The following is a 26,258-nucleotide window of genomic DNA, read 5'->3' on the forward strand; positions in this document are numbered from 1 at the left end:
CTCCACTCCGGATCTGATCGCGAACCGTCCGAGTCCGATGGGCGCGCCACTCTGGTTCTGACGACCCATCAGGAGTTGCCCGCAAGGTAGTGACGAGTTCTGCAAGTGGCAAGAGCCGTGGCCGGATCCGTTGGGGGCGTGCGACGGGCGGCGCATGCACGCCCCTTGCGCAGCCGGGCCGCCGTCACGAGACTGCTGGGCAGAACTAGAACGCGTACTAGTTCCTTCCGCGGGCGCCGGGACGCCCCCTGCGGAAGCGCGAGGAGAGGACGAGCTCATGGCCGCGGAACCCGTCATCGTCGAAGCCGTACGCACCCCCATCGGCAAGCGCGGAGGCGCACTCGCCAATCTGCACCCCGCCTATCTGCTGGGCGAGACCTACCGTGAACTTCTCGGCCGCACCGGCATCCAGGCCGACTGCGTCGAACAGATCGTCGGCGGCACCGTCACCCACGCCGGCGAGCAGTCGATGAACCCGGCCCGCACCGCCTGGCTGACCGTCGGCCTGCCCTACGAGACCGCCGCCACCACCGTGGACTGCCAGTGCGGCTCCTCGCAGCAGGCCTCCCACATGGTCGCCAACATGGTGGCCGCCGGGGTCATCGACGTCGGCATCAGCTGCGGCGTCGAGGCGATGTCCCGGGTGCCGCTGGGCAGCGGCTCCAAGCACGGCCCGGGAAAGCCCTGGCCCGACGAGTGGAACGTCGACCTGCCCAACCAGTTCGAGGCCGCCGAGCGCATCGCCCGCAAACGCGGTCTGACCCGGGAGCGGGTCGACGCCCTCGGCCTGCTCTCCCAGCAGCGGGCGGCGGCCGCCTGGGCCGAGGAGCGCTTCAAACGCGAGACGTACGCCGTCCAGGTCCCGACCACCGAGGAGGAGCAGGCGGCCGGGCAAGGCATGTGGCGGCTCGTCGACCGGGACGAGGGGCTGCGCGACACCTCGATGGAGGCGCTCGCCGGGCTGAAGGCCGTGATGCCGAGCGCGATCCACACGGCGGGCAACTCCTCGCAGATATCCGACGGCGCCGCGGCCATCCTGTGGTCCTCCAAGCGCATGGCGCGAGCCCTGAAGCTCAGGCCCCGGGCCCGGATCGTGGCCCAGGCCCTCGTCGGCTCGGACCCGCACTTCCACCTCGACGGTCCGATCGACGCGACCCGGGCGGTGCTCGGCAAGGCCGGGATGTCGCTGCGGGACATCGACCTCGTCGAGATCAACGAGGCGTTCGCGTCCGTGGTCCTCAGCTGGGCGCAGCAGTTCGAGGCGGATCTCGACGGCCTGGAGAAGGTCAACGTCAACGGCGGCGCGATCGCTCTGGGACACCCGGTCGGCGCGACGGGCGCCCGGCTGATCACCACGGCCCTGCACGAACTGGAACGGCGCGACAAGGAGTTCGCGCTGATCACGATGTGCGCGGGAGGAGCGCTGGCGACGGGGACGATCATCCAGCGGCTGTGACCCCTCACGGCCCTTCACGATGAGCCCGGGGCCGTCCCCTCGGGCTGCTTCTCCGGCTCCCCGAACGCTGCCCGCGCGTCGAACGCGGCGCGGCGGGTGGCCCGGCGCAGCGCCTTCAGCAGCGTCGGGCCGAGCGCGAGGGTCAGGACCACCGTCAGCACCGCCCGCCCCAGGTCCCAGCCCAGCGAGGTCGCCGCGCAGTAGGCGAGGAACCGCACCAGGTTCTCGTGCAGCGGGTCGCCCGGGACGAACGAGATCCCCGAACCCAGCTCGGTGAGGATCACCCACCCCTGCAGATTCATCACCGTGCCGTACGCGAACGCCGCCACGCACCCGTACACCGCGAGCATCGCCAGCTCCGCCCGCCCGCGCAGCCGGTCGGGCCCCGGCAGCAGGCCCGCGCCCATCGTGAACCAGCCCATCGACAGCATCTGGAACGGCATCCACGGCCCGACCCCGCCCGTCAGCAGCGCCGAGGCGAACATGGTCACCGAGCCGAGCACGAAGCCGAACCCGGGTCCGAGCACCCGGCCGCTCAGCACCATCAGGAAGAACATCGGCTCCAGCCCCGCCGTCCCGGCACCGAGCGGGCGCAAGGCCGCCCCGACCGCCGCCAGCACGCCGAGCATCGCGACGGCCTTCGCGTCCATCCCGGACTCGGAGATCGTCGCCACCACCACCGCGACGAGCAGCGGCAGGAGCACCGCGAACAGCCAGGGCGCGTCCTTCGCGTGCGCGAGCCCGGACTCGGCGTCCGCCAGCAGCGGCCACCCGAAGGCGACCACACCGACGGCCCCGGTCAGCAGCAGCACGGCCACCGACTTCGGTCCGAGCCGCACGGGCCGGGGAGCCCGTTCGGTGACGTCCGTCATCGCCTTCACGCTCCCGCCTCCAGCGCCCCGCGCACCTGGGACACGGTCAGCCACTCCTGCGGGGCGAGGATCTTCGCCGTCTGCGGGGCGAACGCGGGGGAGGAGACCACCACCTGACCGGTCGGGCCGTCCGCGACGACCTCCCCGTCCGCGAGGATCACCACCCGGTGCGCCAGCTCCGCCGCCAGTTCCACGTCGTGGGTCGCCAGGACGATCGCGTGCCCCTCGGCCGCGAGCCCGCGCAGTACGCCGACGAGCCGGGCCTTCGCCGCGTAGTCCAGGCCGCGCGTCGGCTCGTCCAGCAGCAACAACGGCGGGCGGCCCGTCAGCACCAGCGCCAGGGCGAGCGCGAGGCGCTGCCCCTCGGACAGATCCCGGGGGTGGGTGTCGTCCCCGACCCCCGGCAGCAGCTCCGACACCAGCGCCCGGCAGGTGCCCTCCGCCGCGCCCGCGTCCCGGTCGGCGGCGGCGCACTCGGCGGCCACCGTGTCCGCGTACAGCAGATCGCGCGGCTCCTGCGGTACGAGGCCGACCCGGCGCACCATCGCCCGCGGGTCCGTCCGGGCCGGGGCCAGGCCGCCGACGCGCACGGAGCCCGCCGTGGGCTCGATCATGCCGACGAGCGCGCCCAGCAGGGTGGACTTGCCGGCCCCGTTGCGCCCCATCAGGGCCACCGTCTCGCCCGGGGCCACGGTGAGCGTCACCCGCCGCAGCGCCTCGACCCGGCCGCGCCGCACGCCGAGCCCATCGACGCGGGTGACCGGATCGGCGGCGGCCGGGGTGACCGGGGCGGCGGGGCCTCGTCCCAGCAGCCGGGCGAGGCGGCCGGGGAGCGAGCGCTCCGCGGCGACCACCGGCACCGGTGCGGGCACCGGCCCCGACGTCGGGGCAACGTCCGCCCGCACGGGCACCGCGGCCCCCGCCAGCCGCTCCCGCAGCCCGCCCGCGCCGCGCCGGGCGTCCCGTACCGACAGGGGCAGCGGGTCCCAGCCCGCCAGCAGGCCCAGCTCGGCCACCGGCGGCCGGACCGGCGACACCTTCATGATCTCGGCGGGCGGCCCCATCACCGGGGACGCCCCCGGGGCGGGCAGCAGGACGACCTGGTCCGCGTACTGCACGACCCGCTCCAGCCGGTGTTCGGCCATCAGCACGGTCGTGCCCAGGTCGTGCACCAGCCGCTGGAGCACCGCGAGGACCTCCTCGGCCGCCGCCGGGTCCAGCGCCGAGGTCGGCTCGTCCAGCACCAGCACCTTCGGGTGCGGCGTGAGCACCGAACCGATCGCCACCCGCTGCTGCTGGCCGCCCGACAGGGTCGCGATCGGCCGGTCGCGCAGCTCGGCCAGGCCCAGCAGATCGAGGGTCTCCTCGACCCGGCGGCGCATCACGTCCGGGGCGAGACCCAGCGACTCCATGCCGTACGCGAGTTCGTCCTCGACGGTGTCCGTGACGAAGTGCGCCAGGGGGTCCTGGCCCACCGTCCCGACCAGATCGGCCAGCTCACGCGGCTTGTGCGTACGGGTGTCGCGGCCGTCCACCGTGACGCGGCCCGACAGCAGACCGCCCGTGAAGTGCGGGACGAGCCCCGAGACCGTACCCAGCAAAGTCGACTTACCGACACCGGAGGGGCCGACGAGCAGCACGAGTTCGCCCTCGGGGACCGTGAGGTCGACCCCGGACAGCGTGGGACGCTCCGCGCCCTCGTACCGCACGGAGACCCGCTCGAACCTGATCACGCCTGCTCCTTGCCGCGTCGCGCTGGTCTGTCGGCTGCCCGGTTCGACGGCGGTACGGGGGCGACCAGCGCGGGCAGCAGCCCGATCAGCACCGCCGCCGCGGGCCACAGCGGCAGCACCGGCGCGGTCAGCGGTACGACACCGGGGCGCAGCGCCTCCGGATCCACCGCGCCCGCCCAGATCATCGCCGCCGCGACCGCCGCACCCGAGCACGCCACCAGCCAGGCCCGCACACCCCACCGGTCCGGGCGATAGCGGGTGCGCACCGAGCGCCGCCCGCCGAGCCGCAGCCCGGCCATCGCGGTGACCAGTCCGGCCAGCAGCAACGGCAGCCCGTACACCGCCCCCTGCGCGGCCAGCAGCCCGTACGTACCGGCGCACACCCCGAGCAGGCCGCCCAGGGTGAAGACGTTCGTGGTGTGCCGGACGGCCGCCGGGACCTGGGCGGTACGCCCGTACCCCCGCGCGTCCATCGACGCGGCCACCGCCACCGACCGCTCCAGCGCGCCCTCCAGCACCGGCAGCCCGATCTGCGCCACCGCCCGCACCCCGCCGGTCGGCCGCCCGCGCAGCCGGCGCGCGGTGCGCAGCCGGATCACGTCGGCCACCATGTTCGGCGCGAACGTCATCGCGACCACGACGGCGACCCCGGCCTCGTACAGCGCACCGGGCAGCGACTTCAGCAGCCGCGCCGGGTTGGCCAGCGCGTTCGCGGCGCCGACGCAGATCAGCAGGGTGGCCAGCTTCATCCCGTCGTAGAGCGAGAAGACGAGCTGCTCGGCGGTGACCCGGCCGCCGATCCGCACGCCCTGTGCCCAGTCGGGCAGCGGCAGTTCGGGGAGAGTGAACACGGTGTGCGTGCCGGGGATCTGCGAGCCGAGGAAGACGGAGAAGACCAGGCGCAGCGCCACGACGAAGAGCCCGAGCTTGATGAACGCCCCGTACGAACGGGCCCACGGCGCGTCCGTACGCCGGGCCGCCACCACGTACCCGGCCACAGCGACCAGCAGCCCGAGCAGCAGCGGGTTGGTGGTCCGGGACGCGGCGGTGGCGAGCCCCAGAGCCCACAGCCACCACGCCCCGGCGGGCAGCGCGTTGGCGCGGTCCGCCTCGGGGGCGTGCAGGGCGCGGCGCAGCAGCCGGGCCGGGGCGGCGGTCACCGGCGGCGGCGGGCCTGGGCGACGGCGGCGATGCCGAGCAGCAGGACGGCGCCGATGCCGACGAGAAGCCCGACGGACGGACCGCCGCCGTCACTTTCCTCGCCCTTGTCCTGGTCGTCGGTGGTCTTCGCGGGCTCGGACGGCTTCGCGCTGCCGCTGTCGCCGGACACCTGCTCGCCGCAGCCCGTCTTCGGATAGCCGGAGATCGCGCAGAGCATGGCGCTGTCGTCGTACCGCAGCGGCTTCGCCACCGCCGCGAGCGCCTCCGCGCTGCTGGCGTCCGGCGCGACCTGGGCGCAGACCGTACGCAGGGCGGGCGGCTTCTCCCCGTCCGGAGCGTCCGTGGTCGTCCCCGAGTCGATCACCAGCGCCACCCGCTTCTTCCCGTCCTGTGCCGGGGTGTCCGCGCAGATCGCCCCGAAGTCGGGGGCGCGGCGCGGCTGGTCGGCGTCGCCCGAGTCCTCGCTGACGGCGAACCGGAAGCCCTGGACCGTACCGTCGTCGGGGCGCAGGAGGGACGGCCCCTGGGTGGCGTACTCCCAGTTCTTGCCGTTGCCCTCCCAGAAGGACCAGTAGCGGTAGCCGGCGGCCTGGGCGCTTCCCGCGCCGAGGAGCACGGCGGAGACGGCGACGAGGGCGGCCAGCAGGGCGACGAGGGGAACGCGCAGCCGGGCGGTGGCCTGTGCAGGGCTCACGGCTGCTGCTTCTTCCGGCGCATGCTGAGCAGGAAGCCGATGCCGGTGCCGGCGAGCAGCCCGATGCCGATCAGCCATCCCAGGCTCAGCCCGCCGTCGTCGCTGTCGGTGCCGCTGGAGGGCTGCGGACCGGTCGGCGTCGGCGAGGGGAGGGCGGTGGCGGCCGGGGAGGGCCCCATCGAGTTGAGCTGCTTGACGAGGTCGACGCCGCCGAAGCTGCGCGCGTCGGCGCCGGTGGCGTGCGCGGCGAGGATCAGCTGTCCGGTGGCGGCCGGACCGCCCTGCTTCGCCCAGCCCGTGGCGTTCTTCTGCAGCCAGGCCACCGATGCCTTGGCCTTGTCCGCGTGCCCGGAGGCGGCGAGCGCGACGACGGCGTCCGCGGTGTTGCCGAAGTCGGGCTGCGGGGCGGATTCCTCGGCGCCCGGCATCGGGGCCTGCTCCAGATACGGCTGCTTCTTCAGCGTGTCCGCGAGGAAGGAGGCGCCGTTCTGGGCGGTCTGCTCCGGGCTGAGGTCGTCGCCCTTCGTGCAGGAGGGGTCCTTGACCGCGTTGGACGTGCCGGAGGCGATGCCCTTGCCCATCAGGCCGAGCACGGAGGCCGCGGTGGCGTCCATGTTGGCGGTCAGCTCGCCCTTCTTGCCCGGCTGGTAGGCGAACGCGCCGCCGTCCTTCTCGCCGCAGGCGATCGCCAGGGACTGGAGCGCGGTGTAGGGGGTGCTGCCGTTCTTGGTGGTGAGCTCGTTGACCGGAACACCGGTGCGGGCGAGTGCGCCGATGACGATGGAGGTGGAGTTCGCGTCGGACGGGCTGCCCGGGTTGTAGCCCCAGCCGCCGTCCTCGTTCTGCACGGACTTCAGCCAGTCGGCGCCGTTGTTGGCGTCCTCGCGGTGCTGGTTGATCTCGACGAGGGCCTGGACGGCGACGGCGGTGGCGTTGGTGTCCATCACCGTCGACGCGTCGCAGGGCTTGGAGGCGTCCCGGTACGAGGTGAACGCCCCGCTGTCGCACTGCTGGCCCACCAGCCAGTCGACCGCCTGCGTCGACGGCGTGACGTACTCGATCTTCTGCGCGAGGAAGGCGAGCGACTGCCGCCACACCCCGTCGTAGGTGGGGTCCGTGGTGCCGTAGAGCCCGGCCGGCAGATCCGCCGACGGAGAGGGACTCGGTGCGGCTACCGCCACAGGGGCGACCGCCACGGGGGCGGCGACGCCCAGGAGCACGGCGGTGGTCGCGAGCGCGGCTGCGCTGCGGCGTACGGTCATGGCTGGCTGGGCCTCTCCTGCGAGGGCCGGACTCCCCGGGCGCACGAGGGCACCGGGCTCCGGCCCCGTATGCCTCGACGGTGCCGGCCACCGGGGTTCCGGTGGCCCGAGCCGGTCACGCTCCGCGGAGGGCGGTCCGGCTGCCGTCGGACGGACGGGTCACGGCTGGGGCGCTGCGCCGGACGGTCTCCGGCGTCCCCCTGTACGGGCATGATGACGACCTGCCCACTCTACCGGTCCGTAGGGGAGGGGCCGGGGGCCGCACGTGGCGATGTACGTCACCGAGGCCTGGGCACGGCGGGGCTCGGACGGCGACGTACGTCACCGGGGCGCGGGCCACGCCGGGGCGGGACGTCACACGGCGATGTACGTCACCGGGGTCCCGCCAGGGACGGCCTCCGCGCGGCCGAGCTTCACGAGCCGCCGCAGGTGGGACTCGGCCTCCGACACGGCGATGGACCGCGAACCGTGCGGGATCTGCTCCCAGGGCCGGTTCCACTCCATCCGCTCGGCGAGCTGCCACGGGGTGAGGGGCGTGGCGAGCAGGGCGAGGAGCCCGGTCAGCCGCTCCTCGTGGTGGTCCAGCAGCTCCCGCACGCGCCCGCCCGCATCGGTGAAGGCGTGCTGGTGCGCGGGCAGCACCTCCGCCACCCCGAGCCGGTCGATCCGCTCCAGCGAGGCGAGGTAGTCGCCCAGCGGATCGGTGACGGCGGTGTCGTCCGGGTCCTCGTACAGCCCGATGTGCGGACTGATCCCCGGCAGCAGGTGATCGCCGGAGAACAGCCGCCCGTTCCCGGCCAGCCCGGCGGGATGCCGCTCCTCCAGGTGGAGGCAGACGTGGCCCGGGGTGTGCCCGGGGGTCCAGACGGCACGGAGCCGCCGCCCGGCGAGGTCGAGCAGCTCACCGGGGGCGATCTCCCTGTCCGGCAGGGCGGCGCGCAGCCCGGGCAGGGTCCGCAGCCGCCCTCCGCTGCGGGCGGCGCGCAGCGGGGCGAGGTGGTCGTCTGGCGCGCCGACGGCGGCGAGCTTGCGGGTGAGGTAGTCGATCCAGGTGCCGGGCTCGGCGTCCCGGGTACGCCGGACGATCGCGGTGTCGGCCTCGTGCATCGCGATCCATGCCCCGGACGCCTCGCGGACCTGGCCGGAGAGGCCGTGGTGGTCGGGGTGGTGGTGGGTGATGACGACGCCGTGGATGTCGGTGACGGCGGTGCCGAGGGCGGAGAGCCCGGCGACCAGGGCGTCCCAGGAGGCGGGGTCGTCCCAGCCGGTATCGATGAGGACGGGCCCCCGGTCGGTGTCGACGAGGTGGACCAGGGTGTGCCCGAGGGGATTGTCCGGGATGGGCACCCTGATGCTGTGGACACCCCCGCCGTGATCGGCCACCTGCGTCCCGGTCCCGTGAGTCACCTGCGCCATGGGCTCCCCTTCTCCGCTTCGGCCTCCACTGTAACGAGAACTCGTTCCAGTGGTAGCCCGGGCCTACCAAGTCGGAGGAGGGCGGGGGTCATTGACGCCGCGTCCCCCGTGGACTACTGAAACAAGAACTGGTATCAGTTCTGACGAACAGTCAGCTGAGGATGTACTGGCGTACGGGTTCACGGGAGGCGAAGGCCATGACGGAACGTACGGAGCTGGTGGAGCACGGACGCCTCTTCATCGGCGGGGAGTTCACCGATCCGCTCTCCACCGAGGTCATCGAGGTGATCTCCCCGCACACCGAACAGGTCATCGGCCGGGTGCCGCACGCTTCGAAGGCCGACGTGGACCGGGCGGTCGCGGCGGCCCGCCAGGCCTTCGACGAGGGCCCCTGGCCACGCATGCCGCTGGATGACCGGATCGCGGTGATCACGCGGATCAAGGATGCCTTCGCCGTACGCCACGAGGAGTTCGCGCGCCTGATCAGTGCGCAGAACGGCACCCCGTACAGCGCGAGCGTCATGGTGCAGGCGCTGGCCGCGATGATGGTCTGGGACTCGGCGATCACGGTGGCGCGGACGTTCCCTTACGAGGAACGGCGCGACGGCGTCCTCGGCCCGCTGCTGCTCCGCCGCGAACCGGTGGGCGTGGTGGCGGCGGTCGTCCCCTGGAACGTCCCGCAGTTCACGGCGGCGGCGAAGCTGGCCCCGGCGCTGCTGGCGGGTTGCACGGCGGTGTTGAAGGTCTCCCCGGAAACCCCGCTGGACGCTTATGTGTTGGCGGAGATAGTCGAGGAGGCGGGCCTGCCGCCCGGAGTCCTCTCCATCCTCCCGGCCGACCGGGAGGTCAGCGAGTACCTGGTGGGCCACCCGGACGTGGACAAGGTCTCCTTCACCGGCTCGGTGGCGGCCGGCCGCCGGGTGATGGAGGTGGCCTCGCGCAACCTGACCCGCGTCACCCTGGAGTTGGGCGGCAAGTCGGCGGCGGTGATCCTGCCGGACGCGGACCTGGAGGCGGCGGTGGCGGGCATCGTCCCGTTCGCCTGGATGATCAACGGCCAGGCGTGCGTGGCGCAGACCCGCATCCTGGCTCCGCGCTCCCGGTACGAGGAAATAGCGGAGGCGTTCGCGGCAGCGGCGGGAGCACTGCGAGTGGGCGACCCCCTGGACCCGACAACGGAACTGGGCCCGCTGGTGGCCCGACGCCAGCAGCAACGCTCCCTGGACTACATCAGGTTGGGCCAGGAGGAAGGCGCCAAGATCCTCACAGGAGGCAACGTGCCGGCCTCCCAGGAACGCGGCTGGTACGTCGAACCCACCCTCTTCGGCTCGGTCGACAACTCCATGCGCGTCGCCCGCGAGGAGATCTTCGGCCCCGTGATCTGCCTGATCCCGTACGGAGACGAGGCCGAGGCGGTCCGCATCGCCGACGACTCCCCGTACGGCCTCAGCGGCAGCGTCTGGACGGCGGACACGGAACGCGGCATCGACATCGCCCGCCGCATCCGCACGGGCACGTACAGCGTGAACACCTTCAGCCTCGACATGCTCGGCCCGTTCGGCGGCTACAAGAACTCCGGCCTGGGCCGCGAGTTCGGCCCCGAGGGCTACGGCGAGTTCTTCGAGCACAAGATGATCCACCTGCCCGCCGGCTACCGGGAGGCGTGATGGGCGACCGCTGGCACGTGGAGGTCGACCGCTCGGTCTGCATCGGCTCCGGCATGTGCGTCAACCACGCGGGCGACGCCTTCCACCTGGACTCTGCCCGCCAGTCCCACCCGACGACGGAGGACCGCGACGCGGGCGAACACGTCCTGGCGGCGGCGGAGGGCTGCCCGGTGGAGGCGATCACGCTGACGCTGGCGGGGTCGGGGGAGGTGGTTTTTCCGCCGGAGGAGTGAGGGGGAGCGTGACCGCCCGGCTCAGCCGAGCGAACGCACGATGATCCAGTACTCGTACTCTTCCTCCGTTGCCGCGCACAGGTGCGTCCCATCGGCGGACAACGCCACAAACTCGGGAGTCCCGGTCGCCGCAGCAATGCGAGACGGCAAGCCCGGGGCCGCGATGTCCTCTACGGGGGCCCATCCGACGGCAGCGCCACCGCCCCCTGGCGGCAGAATGAGGAACGTCCCGGACCCCGGGCCGGCGAGCACGGGCCACGCCTTTTCGTGCCACTGGAGATCGAGCTGCTCCAGGGCACCGGGCATCGCTGCATCGATCATCAGGGCCGGTTCCACGTCGATACCGGCGACCATGTGAATAGCCTTGGTGGCGGAAGGCGCCGCGGTGGGCACCTCGGCGCCTTCCGCCACCTCCAAACCACAGGCCTGCCAGTCCCATCGCGAGGGGCCTTGTCCCACACCGGTTATACGGATGACGACACCAACCCCACGCGCGCTGCGGACAGGACGACGGAACGGGCGCGAAAGAGGAGGGACGCCTCCTCCGACGTGATGGCGACCGACAGCTTCTCGTCGGGGTCACGCCGGATGGACACCGTCTTGCATGCCGGAGCCGCCCATCCCTGGACGCTGAGTTGTTCAACCCGGGAAAAGACGAGGTAGAAGGTGAAGGAGTTGTACACCTTCCCTTCCCACTCGGGCCTGCTGCGCACGGGGGTGTGCGCGGTCTTGAATCCCAGCGTGATGCTGTCTCCTCGCTCGTCCGCCAGCACATGGAACAGGTCGCACTGGTTGAGGTCCGGCTCTTCGTCGTACAAGCTCTGGATGGATAGCGGGTCGTCGAGAAGACGAGCCCAATCAGACCCGCTCATTGATAGAAGGTGCTCTCATGTGTTCCGGGGGGTGAGGTGAACAGGCGCGTATCGAGGCGGCTCACGAAGCTATGAGGAACCTCGTCCGACCTGGTTTCGGTCATACGGTATGAACTGATGTGGCCGATGGTGAGGGAATCACTGGCGGTGAAGGAGAACTCGAAGCCGACTTCGGCGATGCGAACGAGGATCCTTCGACAGGGCAGCGCAGCAAGGCTGATATCGACCGGGACGGTCGGAATCCATCCGCGCACGGTCAGATCTTCCACGGCCACGAACTGCACCTGTAGCTGCAGATTGTCGTGGCCACGCTCAGACCACTCGAGCGGTACGCGGTCCGGGTCCGGGTAAGTGGGGAGGTCGACCCGCAGCGTCAGAGCGGGGCCCCGCCAGTCGAGATGGAAGGACCTCAGGCGCACCGACTCCAGCGGTGGAACATCGGAGTACAGAGTGCCGAGGACGTCTGAGTTTCTTACCAGGTAGATCCAATGTGGGGCCATCAGAGGGAATTCCACCATCGCGACCTCGAGGAGCTTTCAGTCCTGCTGTGCTTCCGCATGCGCTTGGCAGGAAGAGCCGGAGTTGGGATAATTTGCAGGCGGCTTGGTGGAGTGGGGGGCATGCGCCCCCCACTCCACCACTCGGACCCCTCCTCGGGTGGTGCAATATATGGGCGCAGTGCGTGCCTGGAAATCGGGTGACTCTCCCTAGGTGCGAAGATGGGGCAGGGGGGTGAGTAAATTGAGACCAATCAGGTGGTGCACTTTGTGATCCCGTCCCAGGAGATCCCTCTGGACTCGAGAAATTCACCTAGATACATCTCCGTGTCGTCGTGGACGTCCTGACCTTCCAGCCAGATTGATTCACACTCTGGACACATATGAAAGGGTTCCTTGGAGATTCGGGTCATGAAGAGTTCGAGCCAGTCCTGCTCGCAATGACTGCAGAGGATTTTTTTGTTCAATTGAAGCTCCTGGGAAATGCGGTAATTACTTCGTTTCCATGCTCAACTGTGATAGATATGAAATTCTCTCCCGGATTGAAGCCAACCTGGCGACCCATGGGAATTATGTAGGTTTGTCGTGCACCTTGATCGTTTATTTTGACGGCCAAGTCTTTCCGATTCCAAGCTTCGTCGACGGTTTCCAGAATTCCTTTACTTCCAGTGTCGAAAATCCCGTGATTTGGTTTGCTCAAGTCCTCTCTCGCGTGCTGCATTACATGGGTGATTCGATGCTCGCCGTTGTGGCCGGGGCCGTAGTCCAACCCCCCTTGACTCCTGAACCAACCGCCACCCATATCTTGCAAGTCGTACGGTGAGAGGCTCAGAGGGTCATACTGTGTGATGGGGTTTTCGACGTAGGCTACCGCATTGGGGGATGCTTGCAGGCCCAGTGGATCTGTCGAGGAATATCGGGCGGCTTCAGGGTCGTAGTATCGGTGTACGTTGTAGTGAAATCCTGATTCTGGGTCACGGTACTGCCCTGGGAAGCGTAGTGGGGTATACGTTCCGGCATCCGAATTCCACGTGGTGGCACCCCACAGGGTAGTGCGGGTGCGCCAGGCGACATTGCCCTCTTCGTCGATAAGTTCTGCAGGGGCGCCGATCAGGTCGGTGACAATGCTGAAGAAGCGCTGAGCGATCTGGGGCCCGGATGGGTCACCCGCTGTTACACGCTCTGTTTGAGTAACTGGGAATCTGCCCTGATAGTCCCAGGTCAAGGAGACAGGGTTGCTCAGCTCCGTCGAATTGCTGGACTGTTCGCAGAGTGCAAGTCCATCCCAAGTGAAAAATGTTGATTCTGAGGCAGGTTTGCTGATTCTGTCAGAACATTGCTTCGAAACACGACGTCCCAATGCGTCATACCGGTAGAGCCACACAGCCCCGTCCGGTGTGGTGACCGAGCGCACCTGGTCCTCGGCGTCCCACTCGTATCGCCAGGTATCCGGCTTACGCGAGAGGCGGGTTTTCTGGCGCAGGGTGATCCGACCCAGTGCGTCGTGTTCGTAGCGGACGTTGCCAGCGCGGGTGATGGTCGTGCCGGTGTAGGAGCGGGGTCCGACGGCTTCCTGGCCGGGGTGGGAATTGGGCCAGGAAGCGTCCGTCTGGTTGCCCGCCGCGTCGTACGCGTACCGCTCTGTCCAGTTCGCGGCGTGGACAGCAGTTACGCGGCCCGCCATGTCGACGTCGAATGTCTTCGTTCCGGAGAGCTGGTCGGTGAGGCCGACGAGGTGGCCATCGGCGCGGTAGGTGTAGTCCCGACGCTGAATGCTTCTGCCTGCCCCCGCGATCTGTTGGGTGGTGAGGCGTCCCCTGGCGTCGAACTGTGAGGCGATGGTGATGTGTTCGCCCAGGCGGCGGGTGACTTCCTGGCCTGCTGCGTCGTGCTCGAAGGTGAGAGTGCGGCCTGACGTCGTCAGAGAGGTCCGGCGTCCTGCCGCATCGTAGGTCCAGGTGCTGACGGCTCCACTGGGTGTTGTACGGCCGGTTCGGCGGCCCAGTTCGTCGTAGATGTACGACAGGGTTCTGCCGTTGACCGTCTCCGACTTGAGGCGGCCGTACTGGTCGCGGAGCCAGGTGACAGTCGCGTCCGCGTTGACCGCTTCCGCGAGTTGGCCAGTGAGATCGTAGGCGAAGGTGGTGACGGCGCCCGATGCGTCCTTGCGGACGATACGGTCCAGCTCGTAGCGGATGGTCTGGCCAAGGGCATTCGTGCGGGTGGTGAGCCGACCGGCCGCGTCGCGGGCGTAGCTGAGGGCGCCGGGCGGCTGCCGATGGTTCACGAGGACCCCTTCGACCGGCTGCTCGTCGCTCAGGCGCAGGCCCATCGGCTGGCTCTCGTCACGCGCAACGCCTGGATCCCGCAGTACGACGTGACGGTTGTGCGGGTCTGATCGCACGAGGGTCAGCACGAGGTCAGACCGCCGGTTCGCCCTCCGCCTTCGGCCGGAGCACGCCCCCCGGCGCCCGCCGCAGTGCCCGGATCGCCGGGACGCTCAGCATCACCGCCAGCAGCGCGCACGACATCACCGACGAGAAGATCAGCACCTCGTTCGCGCCGAACGCGTCCGCCGCCGGGCCCGCCAGGGCGCGGCCCAGGGGGATGACCATGATGGAGCCCGCGACGTCGTACGCCGAGACGCGGCTCAGGACCGTAAGGGGGATGTGCGACTGGACGCTCGTCGCCCACATCACGCCCCAGAACGCGAAGCCGTAGCCCGCGATCACGTGGGCGATCGCCGTGGCCGCGAAAGACCATTCCAGGGCCGGGGCCAACGGGTTGAGCGCGAAGCAGAGCATCGCCAGGGCGCCCGCCACCAGAGGGCGGCGAGGGCGGACGCGCATGCCGATCAGGCCGCCGATGATCGTGCCAGCGCCGTCCGCCGAGGCGATCCAGCCGTACCCGCTCGCCCCGTGCTGCTCGATCATCAGCGCCGCGCCCAGCGGCAGCGCCGGGCCGAACACGAACAGGCCGTACACGGACCAGACCGCGATCACGCCCCACAGCCACTGGCGGGACCGGAACTCCTGCCAGCCCGTCGCCAGCCTGCGCCACATCGGGGCGTCGCCCTCGTCGCGTTCCGTGTGCAGCTTGCGCAGGGGGAGGAGGACGAAGGCGCTGAGCGCGTACGCCGCCGCGATGACGATGTACGAGCCCGACACCTGCCAGTACGCGACGAGGATGCCCGCCAGGCCCGGGCCCAGCAGGGTGCTCAGCGCCTCGGAGATCCGCAGCAGCGCGTTGGCCTTCTGGATGTCCTCCGCGACCCGGGGCACCATGCTCGCCATTCCGGGCTGGAACATCGCCGTCGCGGCCCCGCTCAGCGCCATCAGCCCCATGATCTGCCACAGCGGGACGCTGTCGGAGGAGAAGAGCAGAGCGGCCAGCGTGAGCATGGCCAGCATGCGCGCCACGTCCGCGCAGATCATCATCAGCTGCGGCGTGAACCGGTCGGCCAGCACTCCGCCGAACAGCACCAGCAGAACGATCGGGGTCATCCACGCCGCCAGCGCGTACCCGACGCCGCTCGCACCGTGGCCCGCCCCCAGCACCGCCGTGGTCAGCGAGACCATCAGCATGCCGTCGGCCAGCAACGACGCGCTGCGGGCCGTGAAGAACAGCCGGAACCGGTGCGACCGCCAAGGGCTCGGCAGCGTGGACGGCTGCTGCGGGAGGGTCGTGTCGTCAACGCTCATGTCACACCTGCCGGCTTCTGCCGGTCCCTTCATCGATGGTGTTCAGTCGACGCCACGCGTCGCTCCGGTCCGGCTCGGCGGGCGGGTTCTCGACGAGTACGTAGCGGTGGGGTGCCAGGACCCCTGAACCGGCCGCCGGGATGAGGGCGGTCAGCGCCCGGTGGGCCTCGGTGGGTGTCAACGAGGTGTCGCCGAGGGCGATGTACGCCGTCAGGCGCGGGTCCGCGCCGGCCGCCTCGGTCACCTGCACCCGCACCGGCAGTCCGCCCACCGCCCGGCCGAGGGTGTCGCGCACCGCGTCGGGCGAGACCCAGCAGCCGTCGACCCGGTGCCAGTCGGGTCCGCGTTCGGCGGGACGTACTCCCGTCACCTCGGCCAGCGCCTCCATCGGCACGTCCCCGGCGGCGGCCGCTTCCAGGAGCAGGACCAGCCCGGAGAGGAACCCCTCCGCCTCCTCGGGGGTGAACACCGAAGGGGCGGCCCACAGGGAGATGTGGAGCTGAGGTGCCGTCCGGTACGTGAAGGCGAGCAGCCGGGTCGGCAGCGTCTGGGGCGGCCCCCAGGTCAGCTCCGGCCCGGCGTCGGCGCCGTCCTGCGCGTCGGTGCCCAGGAGCGGGGCGGGCAGGGCGCTCACGTCGTTGAACACCACGTCCCGGCCGAAGTGGCTGCCGCGCTCGGCGGTGACCCGGTCGATCATCTCCCACAGCCGTACGGAGTCGAACCGGCTGTGCCGGTAGGCGTCGAGCACCGCGCCCCACGTCCGGGCGACCAGGGCGTCGAACGTCGGCACCCGGACGTCGAGGTGGAGCAGCGCGTCCTGGGACGTGGTGGTCACCGAACGGGCGACCCGGGCGTGGAACCGGTTGGCGCTCGGGACGGCGGTGACACAGCTGTCCTGGCCCGCCCGGTGGGCCACCAGGGCGCACCAGGCGGCCATCAGCACGGTGGCCTCGGGGTGCCCGGTGCGGCGGGCCGCCCCGGCGAGCGCCCCGGCGCCCCGGCGCGAGCGGAGCGTCAGCTGCCGGGCCTCCTCCTCGATGCCCGGCCTCCTGCCGCGCGGCTCCGCGAACATCTCCTGCGGCCCGGTGCGGAGGATCCGCTCCCAGTACCGCAGGGAAGCCTCCGACTTCCGCAGCCCGGCCGGGGACGCCTCCACGGCGGCCAGGTCGACCGGGGGCAGGGACGTGAGCCCCGGCAGCTCCTTGCCCGCCAGCAGTTCGGCGAACTCCTCGCGCAGGATGGCCATCGCGCTGGCGTCCGCCACCGCGTGGCTGAACGCCAGTGCCACGTAGGCCGGTTGTCCGGCCACGGTGAGCAGGGTGATCCGCAGCGGGAACTCCCGCTCCAGGGCGAAGCGCCCGGCCCGGGCCGCCCGCGCCACCGACTCCGCGTACCCCGCCGGATCAGCGGGGAGTTCGGCATGGTCGAGGACGGTCACCGCGAACGTGCCCTCCGCCGCCACGACCTGGTCGGCCGGTGCGGCCCCCGGCGGGTGCGGGAAGGTGGTGCGCAGCCCCTCGTGCCGCACGGCCAGGGCGCGCAGGGCGTCGGTGACGGCCTCCGAGGTGGTGCCTTCGGGGACCGGCCACACATCGTGGATGTTGATGTGGGTGGGGTCGTCCCGCAGGATGCAGCGGATCATGTTGGCCTGGCCCATGGTGAGAGGGCCCCGGCGCTCGTCACCGCCGGCGTAGGCGACGGTGACCGTGGTCGTGGTGAGGGGCTGGGGATTCCGGTGCATGGTGTCCTTGCCGACGGCGGGGGTCATCGGGTCACGGCCAGGCCCGCTTCGGCGCTCGCACCGGTCAGGGCCTCCCAGTGGTCCATCAGGTGGGCGAAGTCGGCCATGTCGTCACGGGCCTCGTCCAGGAGGCGGGAGCGGCCGTCCGTGAGCGTGTCCGCGACCGTCGTGTAGCGGCCGCCGAGCCGGCCGTACGCCTGGTTGATGACGTCCAGGCGGCGGGTCACGTCCGTACGGTCGAGGTCCACGCTGTCTTTGACGAAGCCGGCCACCACGGACGCCCGGATGCGGCCCTCCGCGTCGAGCAGCGCGTCACCGGCCGCCGTCGTCCTCGCGTACACCGTGTTCAGATGCGCCTTCGCCAGAAGGAACTTCGCGAACCGGACCTGGTACGCCAGGAACCCGGCGTCCGTACGCCGCTCCTCCGTATGGAAGTTCACGATGTGCCGGTTGTGCTGGAGGCCGGGCAACCGGGCGTCGTGGGTGAGGTGGAGCAGGAAGTAGTCGGTGCCGATGGTGTCCGTGGCGGGCGGCATCGGCACCCGGCGGTAGACCTCGCGGTCCAGCGCCACGTTGCACATGTCCACGCGCATCGGGCTGATCGGGGCGAGCGTGGCGTGGTCGCCGTCGAACGTCCCGTTCCCCGCGCCCCGGAACGACGCGTCGATCAGGTGGTTGCGCCAGATCTCCGGGGAGCCCTCGGGCAGCGACAGGCCGACCAGTTCGCCGTACGTGTCCGGGTCGAGGTCGCGGATCTCCGCGACGTCCACCGACATCTCGCCCACGAACGAGCCGCCCGCGACCGCCACCCGGCGGTCGCCCGAGCCCGGTGGCAGCTTGCTCCTCGTCGCCGACTCCCTCACTTCGTCCGCCCGTTGGCCCAGGTAGGTGAGTTCCTGGTGGAGGGGGAAGACCGGCTCGCCGTCGACGTGCTGGTAGCGGCTGTCGGAGTCCCGGCGGTGGACGGACGTGCAGCCCAGGGCCTGGGCGATGAGGAACGCCCGGTTGGTGCAGGCCCCGTAGGAAACGGAGGACGGCAGCATCAGATCCAGCAGTCGGTCCGGTCGGGCCGCGCCGGACCGGACCGTCACCTCGCGCAGGAAAGCCCGCTGCTCGTCCTCGTCGAGGTGGTGGACGGTCACCCCGGGCGACGCCGGTAGCGCGGCCACCGCCTGCCGGTGCTCGGCGAGCACCTGCGCGGGGGAGGAGTCGAGGATCAGGAGGTGAACCTCGACGCCGAACTCCCTTGCCCCGTACGTTGCTTCCTCGCCGATCGCCGCAATCGTGCCGGTGCACGCCCGGTGCGTGGGCAGGGTCAGGCAGACGCGGCGCACGAGGGCTCCCCGCTCCGCACGGCGGGTGCGGTGCTCCCGGCATCCTCGACCGGGTCCTGCCAGGAGGCCAGCCCCAGCAGCCGGCTGCCCAGCGGGTTCAGCTCGGCCGTCGGGTAGCGCTTGGACTCGTGCAGCACCGGGTCTCCGACCAGGGTGCGGTTCCAGCGCGGGGTGCGCAGATGGCGCCAGGACTCCACCCGGGACGTGCGCAGCCGCTCGTGCTCCTCCAGGGCGGGCATCATCGACAGGTACTGCACGGCCCGCACCCCGTTCTCGGAGAGGTTGCGGGCCACCCCGTGGGCCAGCAGACCGTTCCAGATCAGCAGGTCACCGGGGCGCAGATCCGGTCGTACGACAGGGAGTTCGTCCCGGTCGATGGCCGGGCGCAACGGATCCCGGTCCGCGGGCTGGGCGACCTTCCAGGCGTCGAACTGCCGGAACAGCTCCGGGCAGCACTGGAAACCACCCGTCTCCGGCCGGGTGTCGTTGAGCGCGATGATGCCCTGCACCCGCTGCGGCGGCACCGCGAGCGTGGTGTCGATGTCCCAGTGCAGCTCGATGTCGAAGCCCCGGTCCGTCGCCTCGATCAGCGCGCGGTCGCGGTTGCCCCGGTTGGGCGGGTTGAGGTTGAGCCGGTCCAGGGTGACCCACAGCTCCTCGCAGTCCCACACGTCGACGAAGGCGTCGTACACCCGCTGCGACTGCCGGTTGTCCCAGAGGAGTTGGTGGTGGTACGCCTCCACGAAGCCGTAGATGTGCAGTTGCTGGTCCAGCTCGGAGCGCAGCGGCCGGTCCTCGTACCAGCTCTCCGGACGATCCGGGTCCAGGCCCTGGAACTCCCAGGTGAAGTCGAGCAGTCGGCGGGCCGTCGCCGCCGGTATCGCCTCGCGGACGATGACGTAGCCGTACGTCTGCCAGTGGGCGAAGTCCTCCTCGGACAGCACCCGGAGCGGACGCGACTTTTCGAGTTCCCGCAGGGCTGTCTGTGCGAGGTAGGCCTCGCCGTCCGCGCTGAAGTACGGGATGTCCGAGGCCGCGCGGTGCAGGCGGGGCCGGCGGCGGGGGGTGGGGGTCGTCATGAGGTTCATGGCAGGTTCTTCTCCTCGGCCGGCCGCGTGGCGACCCCGGGGGAGCGGGGTCGCCACGGTCGGCGGGACGGATGGCAGTGCCGTGGTGCGAGGAGCCGTGACCACGTCGATCAGCAGGATTGGTCCAGACCGCCCGGACTGTCAAGTGCCGCGTACATATGGGGATATGGCATGCCGACCTATGCCCGTTGGCCATGGAACCGATACCTGCCGTTCGGTATCTTTGGTCTAGACAACAGGCGAGCGGCGGGCCTAGTGTCCAAGGGTGTGGTCGGGTTCGTGACGACCTGTCAACCCGCTTTTCCAGAAAGACGCGGTTCCATGAACACACCCAGCATCACCGCCCTGCCGGACATCGAGCTGAAGAGCCCCGGCGCCGGGCTGATCACGCTGGACCCGGTCCGCACCGCCCTGCTGCGGGGCCTGGACGACCTGCTGACCGGTCTGGCCGCGCAGCTCTCCGCCCCCGAGGTCGTCGGGCCGCCCCTGCTCTCCGCCGACGGGCTGGCGCGGCTGGACTTCTTCCGCAACTTCCCTCATCTCGGCGTATCCGCAGGCCGGTTCGGCCCGGACGCGCTCGACGGGCTGGCCTCCGGCGGCTCGCCCCAGGATCTCCCGCTCCATCCGACCGGCCATGTGCTGCCGTCCGCGACCTGCTACGGCCTGCTGCTCTCCCTGGAGGGCGAGGACGTCCGCGAGAACGGGCTGCGGCTCTCGGCGGTCGGCCGCTGCTTCCGCAACGAGACCCACTACGACGGCCTGCGCCGCCTGTGGGGGTTCCATATGCGTGAGGTGCTCTACCTCGGCACCAAGGAAGGGGCCACCGAACACCAGGCGTGTGGCGGTGAGTTCGTCCAGGAGGTGGCCGGACGGCTCGGGCTGACCCTGACTCGGGCGGCGGCCGACGACCCGTTCTACGACAACGGGGGGTCCCGGGCCCGCCTGATGGCACTGGATCCGGTCAAGTACGAGTACAGCGCCCCCGACGGCACGGCCATCGCCTCCGTCAACCGGCACCGCAACTTCTTCGGTGAGCGGCTCGGCATCCGGGCCGGCTCGCACGGGCCGGCATACAGCTCCTGCGTCGCCTTCGGCGTCGAGCGCTGGGTGCACGCGATGATCCTCGCCCACGGCACGGCCGAGCAGGCGTTGGAGCGGCTCCGGAACGTGACCGGATCCTGACGTCCCCCCGGCCGCCGGAACGGTTCGGTCACCAGAACAGCAAGAGGAGCGTTTCCCCCATGGACCAGGTCTCAGCGTGGCTCCACGAGAAGAACCCCGGCCTCGACGGCCCGATCGGCGTGGACGAGGACCTCATCGAAGCCCGCCTCATCGACTCGATGGACTTCCTGGAGTTCATCGATCTCCTGGAGGAGATCTCGGGCAGCAGCATCGATCTGCAAGAGGTCACCATCGACGACTTCCGCACCCTGGCCCGCGTCAAGGAGCGCTTCCTCGACCCCGCCGACCACGCGGAGGTCCCGGCCGGGTGAGTTCAGATCCCGGCGGGGTGGGCGCGGCCGCCGTCGCGTGCGTTGCCACCACCGCCGAGGTGCTGGCCCACCCGGAGCTGGACGAGCGCCTGCTCGCCCCGTGGGAGCGGCGCCGGCTCGCAGGCATCCGGGTCCCCGCCCGGCGCGACGACGTGGTGGCGGCCCGGCTGCTGCTGCGGCTGTGCGCCTCCCGGGTCACCGGGCTGCCGCCCCGGGACGTCACTCCGGCCCAGCGCTGCCCCGGGTGCGGGCGGGACGGGCACGGCCGTCCGTACCTTTCGGACCGTCCCGGGCTCGGCGCCAGTTTCAGCCATGCCGACGGTCTGGCCGCGGCGGTGGTCGGGCCGGGCCCGGTCGGTATCGATGTGGAGCCCCTGACGCGTCGGCCGGGGCCCGCCTCCGTACTGAGGCGGCTGCTGCCGCACGACGAGGTGGACGCCGCCTGCGCCGAGCCGGATCCCGGTCCGGCGCTGCTGCGGTTGTGGGTCCGGCGGGAGGCGCTGTTCAAGGCCGGGCGGGACGACGTCCCGCTGACCGTGTGGACGGACCGGTTCCGCGCGGCCGTGGTGGCCCTCGCCGGAGCGGACGGAGTCGCCGGGGCCCCCGTGCCGTCGCTCAGCCTCGGTCAGGCTCCGCCGTCAGGTCGATGAGGCGGCAGACCGTCTCGATGTCGATCTTCACCTGGGCGATCGACGCCCGCCCCGACAGCCAGGTGATCAGCGCCGAGTGCCAGGTGTGCTCGATCACCCGGACCGCCGAGAGCTGTTCCGGGGTCGGGTGCTCCAGGCCCATCGCGTCCAGGATGATCGCCGTGGTGAGCCGGGAGACGGTGTCCACCTCGGGGCTCACACTGCGGTCGGCGAAGGTGAGGGCGCGGACCATGGCGTCCGCGAGGTGCGGTTCGCGCTGGAGGGCGCGAAAGGCGCGCATCAGCGTCTCGGCCACCCGCTGGGCCGCGTCCTCGCCGGCCGGCGGGCGCTTGCGGAGCGTGGTGTGCAGGTGCTGGAGCTGGTCCTGCATGGTCGCGACCAGCAGATGGATCTTGGACGGGAAGTAGCGGTAGAGCGTGCCCAGGGCGACTCCGGCGGCCTCGGCCACCTCCCGCATCTGCACCGCCTCGAACCCGCCGCGGCTGGCCAGCTGGGCGCTGGCGTGCAGGATGCGGCGGCGACGGGCCTCCTGGCGCTCGGTCAGCGCAGGCGCTGCCGGTCTGGCGTCCGCGGTCATGCTGTCCCCGTTCCACGATCCACGATCCATGGCTTGATCCACCCGAACGGGCGAAGCGGGCCGTCCGGGCGCGCACAGCATGCCAGGGGCGTCCGTGGTGGCGCGAATCACCTGATCCGGCCGTTCCACCGACGCTACCTGCCGGTAGATTCGATGCACGTCGAGCGATCAAGTATGAAACTTGTTCAGCCAAGTCTGAAACTTGTTCTAGATTAGCGCGACCGGTTACGCTCCGGCGAACACGCAGTCAGAAGGGGGCCGAGTGTGACCGCTGAGGCCGTGGAGACAGGCCCCCGCACGGGCGACGGCAGCATCGCCGGCACCGGCGACCGGCCGTTGCGCATCGCACTCCTCACCTACAAGGGCAATCCGTTCTGCGGTGGCCAGGGCGTCTACGTCCGCCACCTCGGGCGCGAGCTGGCCCGCCTCGGCCACAGCGTCGAGGTGATCGGCGCCCAGCCCTACCCGGTGCTCGACGAGGGCGTCCCGCTGACCGAGCTGCCCAGCCTCGACCTCTACCGGCAGCCCGACCCCTTCCGCACCCCGAAGCGCGGCGAGTACCGCGACTGGATCGACCTCGCCGAGGTCGCCACCATGTGGACCGGCGGCTTCCCCGAGCCGCTCACCTTCAGCCTGCGCGCCCGCCGCCATCTGCTCTCCCGGCGCGGCGAGTTCGACGTCGTCCACGACAACCAGACCCTCGGTTACGGACTCCTCGGCGACCTCGGGGCCCCGCTGGTGACGACGATCCACCACCCCATCACCGTGGACCGCAGGCTCGACCTGGCCGCCGCGACCAGCCGCCGCCGACGCGCCTCCGTACGCCGCTGGTACGCCTTCACCCGCATGCAGAAGCGGGTCGCCCGCAAGCTGGACACCGTCCTCACCGTCTCCGGCTCCTCCCGCGACGAGATCGTCGAGGACCTCGGCGTACGCAAGGACCGGATCAGCGTCGTCCACATCGGCGCCGACACCGACCTGTGGTCGCCCGACCCCTCCGTCCCCGAGGTCTCGGGCCGCATCGTCACCACCTCCAGCGCCGACGTCCCCCTCAAGGGCCTCGTCCACCTCGTCGACGCGCTCGCCAAGCTCCGCACCGAGAACCCCGCCGCCCACCTCATCGTCGTCGGCAAGCGCGCCGAGGACGGGCCGGTCGCCCGCGCGATCGAGCGGCACGGGCTCGCGGACGCCGTCGAGTTCGTCAAGGGCATCAGCGACGCCGAGCTGGTCGACCTGGTGCGCAGCGCCCAGGTCTCCTGTGTGCCCTCGCTGTACGAGGGTTTCTCACTGCCCGCCGCCGAGGCCATGGCCACCGGCACCCCGCTCGTCGCCACCACCGGCGGCGCGATCCCCGAGGTCTCCGGCCGCGACGGGGAGACCTGCCTCGCGGTGGAGCCCGGCGACGCGGACGCGCTGGCCGGTGCGCTGGCCCGGCTGCTGGCCGACCCGGAGCTGCGCGCCCGGCTCGGCGCGGCGGGCCGCGAACGGGTGCTGGCCAACTTCACCTGGGCCCGGGCGGCCGCCGGAACGGCCGAGCTGTACCGTCAGGCGATCACCGCCCGCGGAGTCCGCAGGTGACCGCGGACTCCCGGGTGGCCGCGCGCCCCCGGGCGACCGTGGACCCGCTCGTCACCACCCGTACCTCCGACCTCGAAGGCAGGCCCTCGTGCTGACCGTCGACTTCACCCGCTTCCCGCTCGCCGCCGGCGACCGAGTGCTCGACCTGGGCTGCGGTGCCGGCCGGCATGCCTTCGAGTGTTACCGGCGCGGAGCGCGGGTCGTCGCCCTCGACCAGAACGGCGAGGAGATCCGCGAGGTCGCCAAGTGGTTCGCCGCGATGAAGGAGGCCGGTGAGGCCCCCGAGGGCGCCACCGCCACCGCGATGGAGGGCGACGCCCTCAACCTGCCGTTCCCCGACGACTCCTTCGACGTCGTGATCATCTCCGAGGTCATGGAGCACATCCCGGACGACAAGGGCGTCCTCGCCGAGATGGTCCGGGTGCTCAAGCCGGGCGGCCGGATAGCGATCACCGTCCCGCGCTACGGCCCCGAGAAGATCTGCTGGACGCTCTCCGACGCGTACCACGAGGTCGAGGGCGGCCACATCCGCATCTACAAGGCCGACCAGCTCCTCGCCCGGATCCGCGAGGCCGGGCTCAAGCCGTACGGCACCCACCACGCGCACGCCCTGCACTCGCCGTACTGGTGGCTCAAGTGCGCCTTCGGCGTCGACAACGACAAGGCCCTGCCGGTGCGGGCGTACCACAAGCTGCTGGTCTGGGACATCATGAAGAAGCCGCTCGCGACCCGGGTCGCCGAGCAGCTCCTCAACCCGGTCGTCGGCAAGAGCTTCGTCGCGTACGCCACCAAGCCGCACCTTCCGAAGGCCGAGGCGTGAGCACCCCCGAACAGACCGAACACCTCGTTCTGCCCGGTGTCCTGACGGCGTCCCAGGCCGCCGAGACGGTCGCCGCGATCGCCGCCGTGCAGCGGGAGGACGGGGCGCTGCCCTGGTTCCGGGGGCACCACCTCGACCCGTGGGACCACACCGAGGCCGCGATGGCCCTGGACGCGGCCGGCGAGCACGAGGCGGCCGCCGGCGCCTACGAGTGGCTCGCCCGGAACCAGAACGGCGACGGCTCCTGGTACGCCGCCTACCACGACGGCGATCCGCTCCGGCCGACGGACCGGAGCCTGGAGAGCAACTTCTGCGCGTACGTGGCCGTCGGCGTCTGGCACCACTACCTCGCCACCGGCGACGACGCGTTCGTCGACCGGATGTGGCCCACGGTCTACGCGGCGGTCGAGTTCGTGCTCCGGCTCCAGCAGCCCGGCGGCCAGATCGGCTGGAAGCGGGAGCCCGACGGCACCCCGGTGAACGACGCGCTGCTGACCGGGTCCTCCTCGATCCACCAGGCGCTGCGCTGCGCGCTGGCCATCGCCGAACGTCGCGAGGAGCCGCAGCCCGACTGGGAGTTGGCCACCGGGGCGCTGGCCCACGCGATCCGCAGCCACCCCGAGCGGTTCCTCGACAAGCACCGCTACTCGATGGACTGGTACTACCCGGTCCTCGGCGGCGCGGTCACCGGGGCCGAGGCCACCGCCCGCATCCAGGAGGGCTGGGACCGCTTCGTCGTCCCCGGCCTCGGGGTGCGCTGCGTGCTGCCCAACCCCTGGGTGACCGGCGGCGAGAGCTGTGAACTCGCCCTGGCCCTCTGGGTGACGGGGGAGTCGGACCGGGCCCTGGAGATCCTCCAGTCGATCCAGCACCTGCGCGCCGAGGGCGGGCTGTACTGGACGGGGTACGTCTTCGAGGGCAACAAGGCCGTGTGGCCCGAGGAGCTGACCACCTGGACGGCGGGCTCCCTGCTGCTCGCGGTGGCCGCGCTCGGGGGGGACGAGGCGACCACCGCGGTCTTCGGCGGCGAGCGGCTGCCGGTCGGCCTGGAGCCGGACTGCTGCCGCTGAACACCGCTTCGGGCGGCGCCGGTTCAGCGACGGAGCCGGCCCGCCACGGCGTGCCCGATGAAGAGGTAGACCGCCGCCGCGAGACCGTAACCGGCGATGACGTTCGCCCATGTCCGGTCGAACGTGAACAGGTCGTACGACCAGCCGGCCAGCCAGCGGGCCGAGTCGTGCACCCACTGCACGAAGTCGTTGCCGCGGTTGGCGTCCAGCAGGTACATCAGGATCCAGAGGATGATGATGAAGGCCAAGATGTCGGCCACGACGGCGATGACGCGTGCCGCTGAGCTGCTTCCTGAACGGGTTCTGGGAGACATGGAACTCTGGTTGCCGCTTTACGCAGGGT

At 71.0% G+C, this 26,258-nt stretch carries 24 protein-coding genes and 1 pseudogene; 9 read left to right on the top strand and 16 right to left on the bottom strand.

Annotated elements, in window-relative coordinates; genetic code table 11:
* Positions 1–277: 277 nt before the first annotated feature.
* Positions 278–1,456 carry a steroid 3-ketoacyl-CoA thiolase gene (locus tag D3105_RS01210; RefSeq protein ID WP_118899150.1) on the top strand — a complete coding sequence of 393 codons (1,179 nt, stop codon included), beginning with the start codon at positions 278–280 and terminating at the stop codon, positions 1,454–1,456.
* Between the two features lie 14 nt (positions 1,457–1,470).
* Here D3105_RS01210 and D3105_RS01215 read toward each other — a convergent pair whose 3' ends face one another.
* From D3105_RS01215 to D3105_RS01240, 6 genes are all read right to left on the bottom strand, one after another.
* The gene (locus D3105_RS01215; protein ID WP_118899185.1) at positions 1,471–2,328 is read right to left on the bottom strand and encodes an ECF transporter S component; all 858 of its coding nucleotides are present in this window, start codon (positions 2,326–2,328) and stop codon (positions 1,471–1,473) included.
* A 5-nt stretch (positions 2,329–2,333) separates the two neighbouring features.
* Positions 2,334–4,061, bottom strand: coding sequence for an ABC transporter ATP-binding protein (locus D3105_RS01220; protein WP_118899151.1), 1,728 nt, complete (start codon positions 4,059–4,061; stop codon positions 2,334–2,336).
* Positions 4,058–5,221 (bottom strand): energy-coupling factor transporter transmembrane component T, encoded by a 1,164-nt coding sequence (locus D3105_RS01225; protein ID WP_118899152.1) that lies wholly within the window; start codon positions 5,219–5,221, stop codon positions 4,058–4,060. The genes D3105_RS01220 and D3105_RS01225 overlap by 4 nt, the downstream gene beginning before the upstream one ends.
* Positions 5,218–5,994 carry an SCO2322 family protein gene (locus tag D3105_RS01230; protein ID WP_425315719.1) on the bottom strand — a complete coding sequence of 259 codons (777 nt, stop codon included), beginning with the start codon at positions 5,992–5,994 and terminating at the stop codon, positions 5,218–5,220. The genes D3105_RS01225 and D3105_RS01230 overlap by 4 nt, the downstream gene beginning before the upstream one ends.
* Entirely contained in the window at positions 5,913–7,178 is a 1,266-nt protein-coding gene (locus D3105_RS01235; RefSeq protein WP_118899154.1) for a prenyltransferase/squalene oxidase repeat-containing protein, read from the bottom strand. The genes D3105_RS01230 and D3105_RS01235 overlap by 82 nt, the downstream gene beginning before the upstream one ends.
* A gap of 354 nt (positions 7,179–7,532) precedes the next feature.
* Entirely contained in the window at positions 7,533–8,594 is a 1,062-nt protein-coding gene (locus tag D3105_RS01240) for an MBL fold metallo-hydrolase (RefSeq protein ID WP_118899155.1), read from the bottom strand.
* 197 nt (positions 8,595–8,791) lie between these two features.
* On the opposite strand from D3105_RS01240, the gene D3105_RS01245 reads away from it, so the two are divergent.
* Together D3105_RS01245 and D3105_RS01250 are read left to right on the top strand one after the other, a co-directional pair.
* Positions 8,792–10,261: an aldehyde dehydrogenase gene (locus D3105_RS01245; protein WP_118899156.1), complete on the top strand. Its 1,470-nt coding sequence runs from the start codon at positions 8,792–8,794 to the stop codon at positions 10,259–10,261.
* Positions 10,261–10,494: a ferredoxin gene (locus tag D3105_RS01250; protein WP_073218482.1), complete on the top strand. Its 234-nt coding sequence runs from the start codon at positions 10,261–10,263 to the stop codon at positions 10,492–10,494. Before D3105_RS01245 ends, D3105_RS01250 begins: the two co-directional genes overlap by 1 nt.
* 21 nt (positions 10,495–10,515) lie before the next feature.
* Here the strand turns inward: D3105_RS01250 and D3105_RS01255 are convergent, their stop codons facing one another.
* The 8 genes and pseudogenes from D3105_RS01255 to D3105_RS01290 form a co-directional block, all read right to left on the bottom strand.
* Positions 10,516–10,905, bottom strand: coding sequence for a hypothetical protein (locus tag D3105_RS01255; protein ID WP_240646765.1), 390 nt, complete (start codon positions 10,903–10,905; stop codon positions 10,516–10,518).
* A 53-nt stretch (positions 10,906–10,958) separates the two neighbouring features.
* Positions 10,959–11,366: an Imm50 family immunity protein gene (locus D3105_RS01260; RefSeq protein ID WP_118899157.1), complete on the bottom strand. Its 408-nt coding sequence runs from the start codon at positions 11,364–11,366 to the stop codon at positions 10,959–10,961.
* A complete protein-coding gene (locus tag D3105_RS01265; protein ID WP_118899158.1) occupies positions 11,363–11,884 on the bottom strand; it encodes an Imm50 family immunity protein in 522 nt (173 codons plus the stop codon). The genes D3105_RS01260 and D3105_RS01265 overlap by 4 nt, the downstream gene beginning before the upstream one ends.
* 442 nt (positions 11,885–12,326) lie before the next feature.
* A pseudogene (locus D3105_RS01270) lies at positions 12,327–14,123 on the bottom strand (RHS repeat-associated core domain-containing protein); the annotation flags it as partial.
* A gap of 160 nt (positions 14,124–14,283) precedes the next feature.
* The gene (locus tag D3105_RS01275) at positions 14,284–15,564 is read right to left on the bottom strand and encodes an MFS transporter (protein ID WP_118899160.1); all 1,281 of its coding nucleotides are present in this window, start codon (positions 15,562–15,564) and stop codon (positions 14,284–14,286) included.
* 1 nt (position 15,565) lies between these two features.
* A complete protein-coding gene (locus tag D3105_RS01280) occupies positions 15,566–17,332 on the bottom strand; it encodes a condensation domain-containing protein (RefSeq protein ID WP_118899161.1) in 1,767 nt (588 codons plus the stop codon).
* Positions 17,329–18,639 carry a DUF6271 family protein gene (locus tag D3105_RS01285; RefSeq protein ID WP_118899162.1) on the bottom strand — a complete coding sequence of 437 codons (1,311 nt, stop codon included), beginning with the start codon at positions 18,637–18,639 and terminating at the stop codon, positions 17,329–17,331. Before D3105_RS01285 ends, D3105_RS01280 begins: the two co-directional genes overlap by 4 nt.
* The gene (locus D3105_RS01290) at positions 18,621–19,718 is read right to left on the bottom strand and encodes a phytanoyl-CoA dioxygenase family protein (protein ID WP_206272610.1); all 1,098 of its coding nucleotides are present in this window, start codon (positions 19,716–19,718) and stop codon (positions 18,621–18,623) included. Before D3105_RS01290 ends, D3105_RS01285 begins: the two co-directional genes overlap by 19 nt.
* Positions 19,719–20,048: 330 nt before the next feature.
* Here D3105_RS01290 and D3105_RS01295 point away from each other — a divergent pair, with 330 nt between their 5' ends.
* The 3 genes from D3105_RS01295 to D3105_RS01305 are packed head-to-tail and all read left to right on the top strand — an operon-like array spanning position 20,049 to position 21,870.
* Positions 20,049–20,909, top strand: a complete 861-nt coding sequence (locus tag D3105_RS01295) for a hypothetical protein (RefSeq protein ID WP_118899164.1) — start codon at positions 20,049–20,051, stop codon at positions 20,907–20,909.
* 59 nt (positions 20,910–20,968) lie between these two features.
* The gene (locus tag D3105_RS01300) at positions 20,969–21,220 is read left to right on the top strand and encodes an acyl carrier protein (protein ID WP_118899165.1); all 252 of its coding nucleotides are present in this window, start codon (positions 20,969–20,971) and stop codon (positions 21,218–21,220) included.
* The gene (locus D3105_RS01305; RefSeq protein WP_118899166.1) at positions 21,217–21,870 is read left to right on the top strand and encodes a 4'-phosphopantetheinyl transferase family protein; all 654 of its coding nucleotides are present in this window, start codon (positions 21,217–21,219) and stop codon (positions 21,868–21,870) included. Before D3105_RS01300 ends, D3105_RS01305 begins: the two co-directional genes overlap by 4 nt.
* Here D3105_RS01305 and D3105_RS01310 read toward each other — a convergent pair.
* Entirely contained in the window at positions 21,836–22,447 is a 612-nt protein-coding gene (locus tag D3105_RS01310; protein WP_118899167.1) for a TetR family transcriptional regulator, read from the bottom strand. The genes D3105_RS01305 and D3105_RS01310 overlap by 35 nt on opposite strands.
* 264 nt (positions 22,448–22,711) lie before the next feature.
* Here D3105_RS01310 and D3105_RS01315 point away from each other — a divergent pair, with 264 nt between their 5' ends.
* The 3 genes from D3105_RS01315 to D3105_RS01325 all read left to right on the top strand — a co-directional run bounded on the left by D3105_RS01315 (position 22,712) and on the right by D3105_RS01325 (position 25,915).
* Positions 22,712–24,025 (top strand): glycosyltransferase family 4 protein, encoded by a 1,314-nt coding sequence (locus D3105_RS01315; RefSeq protein ID WP_118899168.1) that lies wholly within the window; start codon positions 22,712–22,714, stop codon positions 24,023–24,025.
* 88 nt (positions 24,026–24,113) lie between these two features.
* Complete coding sequence (locus tag D3105_RS01320) at positions 24,114–24,845, top strand: class I SAM-dependent methyltransferase (RefSeq protein WP_065487338.1); 732 nt, start codon at positions 24,114–24,116, stop codon at positions 24,843–24,845.
* On the top strand, positions 24,842–25,915 hold the full coding sequence (locus D3105_RS01325; protein ID WP_118899169.1) for a prenyltransferase: 1,074 nt from the start codon (positions 24,842–24,844) through the stop codon (positions 25,913–25,915). The genes D3105_RS01320 and D3105_RS01325 overlap by 4 nt, the downstream gene beginning before the upstream one ends.
* Before the next feature lie 23 nt (positions 25,916–25,938).
* On the opposite strand, the gene D3105_RS01330 is transcribed toward D3105_RS01325, so the two are convergent.
* On the bottom strand, positions 25,939–26,229 hold the full coding sequence (locus tag D3105_RS01330) for a hypothetical protein (RefSeq protein ID WP_118899170.1): 291 nt from the start codon (positions 26,227–26,229) through the stop codon (positions 25,939–25,941).
* Between the last annotated feature and the right edge of the window lie 29 nt (positions 26,230–26,258).

It is taken from the genome of Streptomyces globisporus (assembly GCF_003501885.1).
Classification (GTDB): domain Bacteria; phylum Actinomycetota; class Actinomycetes; order Streptomycetales; family Streptomycetaceae; genus Streptomyces; species Streptomyces globisporus_D.

What these genes read in the sequence shown, in the direction of transcription:
- D3105_RS01210 (WP_118899150.1), top strand. Translation starts at nt 278, where the DNA reads ATGGCCGCGGAACCCGTCATCGTCGAAGCCGTACGCACCCCCATCGGC.
- D3105_RS01215 (WP_118899185.1), bottom strand. Translation starts at nt 2,328, where the DNA reads ATGACGGACGTCACCGAACGGGCTCCCCGGCCCGTGCGGCTCGGACCG.
- D3105_RS01230 (WP_425315719.1), bottom strand. Translation starts at nt 5,994, where the DNA reads ATGGCTGATCGGCATCGGGCTGCTCGCCGGCACCGGCATCGGCTTCCT.
- D3105_RS01235 (WP_118899154.1), bottom strand. Translation starts at nt 7,178, where the DNA reads ATGACCGTACGCCGCAGCGCAGCCGCGCTCGCGACCACCGCCGTGCTC.
- D3105_RS01240 (WP_118899155.1), bottom strand. Translation starts at nt 8,594, where the DNA reads ATGGCGCAGGTGACTCACGGGACCGGGACGCAGGTGGCCGATCACGGC.
- D3105_RS01245 (WP_118899156.1), top strand. Translation starts at nt 8,792, where the DNA reads ATGACGGAACGTACGGAGCTGGTGGAGCACGGACGCCTCTTCATCGGC.
- D3105_RS01250 (WP_073218482.1), top strand. Translation starts at nt 10,261, where the DNA reads ATGGGCGACCGCTGGCACGTGGAGGTCGACCGCTCGGTCTGCATCGGC.
- D3105_RS01260 (WP_118899157.1), bottom strand. Translation starts at nt 11,366, where the DNA reads ATGAGCGGGTCTGATTGGGCTCGTCTTCTCGACGACCCGCTATCCATC.
- D3105_RS01265 (WP_118899158.1), bottom strand. Translation starts at nt 11,884, where the DNA reads ATGGTGGAATTCCCTCTGATGGCCCCACATTGGATCTACCTGGTAAGA.
- D3105_RS01275 (WP_118899160.1), bottom strand. Translation starts at nt 15,564, where the DNA reads ATGAGCGTTGACGACACGACCCTCCCGCAGCAGCCGTCCACGCTGCCG.
- D3105_RS01280 (WP_118899161.1), bottom strand. Translation starts at nt 17,332, where the DNA reads ATGACCCCCGCCGTCGGCAAGGACACCATGCACCGGAATCCCCAGCCC.
- D3105_RS01290 (WP_206272610.1), bottom strand. Translation starts at nt 19,718, where the DNA reads ATGACGACCCCCACCCCCCGCCGCCGGCCCCGCCTGCACCGCGCGGCC.
- D3105_RS01295 (WP_118899164.1), top strand. Translation starts at nt 20,049, where the DNA reads ATGAACACACCCAGCATCACCGCCCTGCCGGACATCGAGCTGAAGAGC.
- D3105_RS01300 (WP_118899165.1), top strand. Translation starts at nt 20,969, where the DNA reads ATGGACCAGGTCTCAGCGTGGCTCCACGAGAAGAACCCCGGCCTCGAC.
- D3105_RS01310 (WP_118899167.1), bottom strand. Translation starts at nt 22,447, where the DNA reads ATGACCGCGGACGCCAGACCGGCAGCGCCTGCGCTGACCGAGCGCCAG.
- D3105_RS01330 (WP_118899170.1), bottom strand. Translation starts at nt 26,229, where the DNA reads ATGTCTCCCAGAACCCGTTCAGGAAGCAGCTCAGCGGCACGCGTCATC.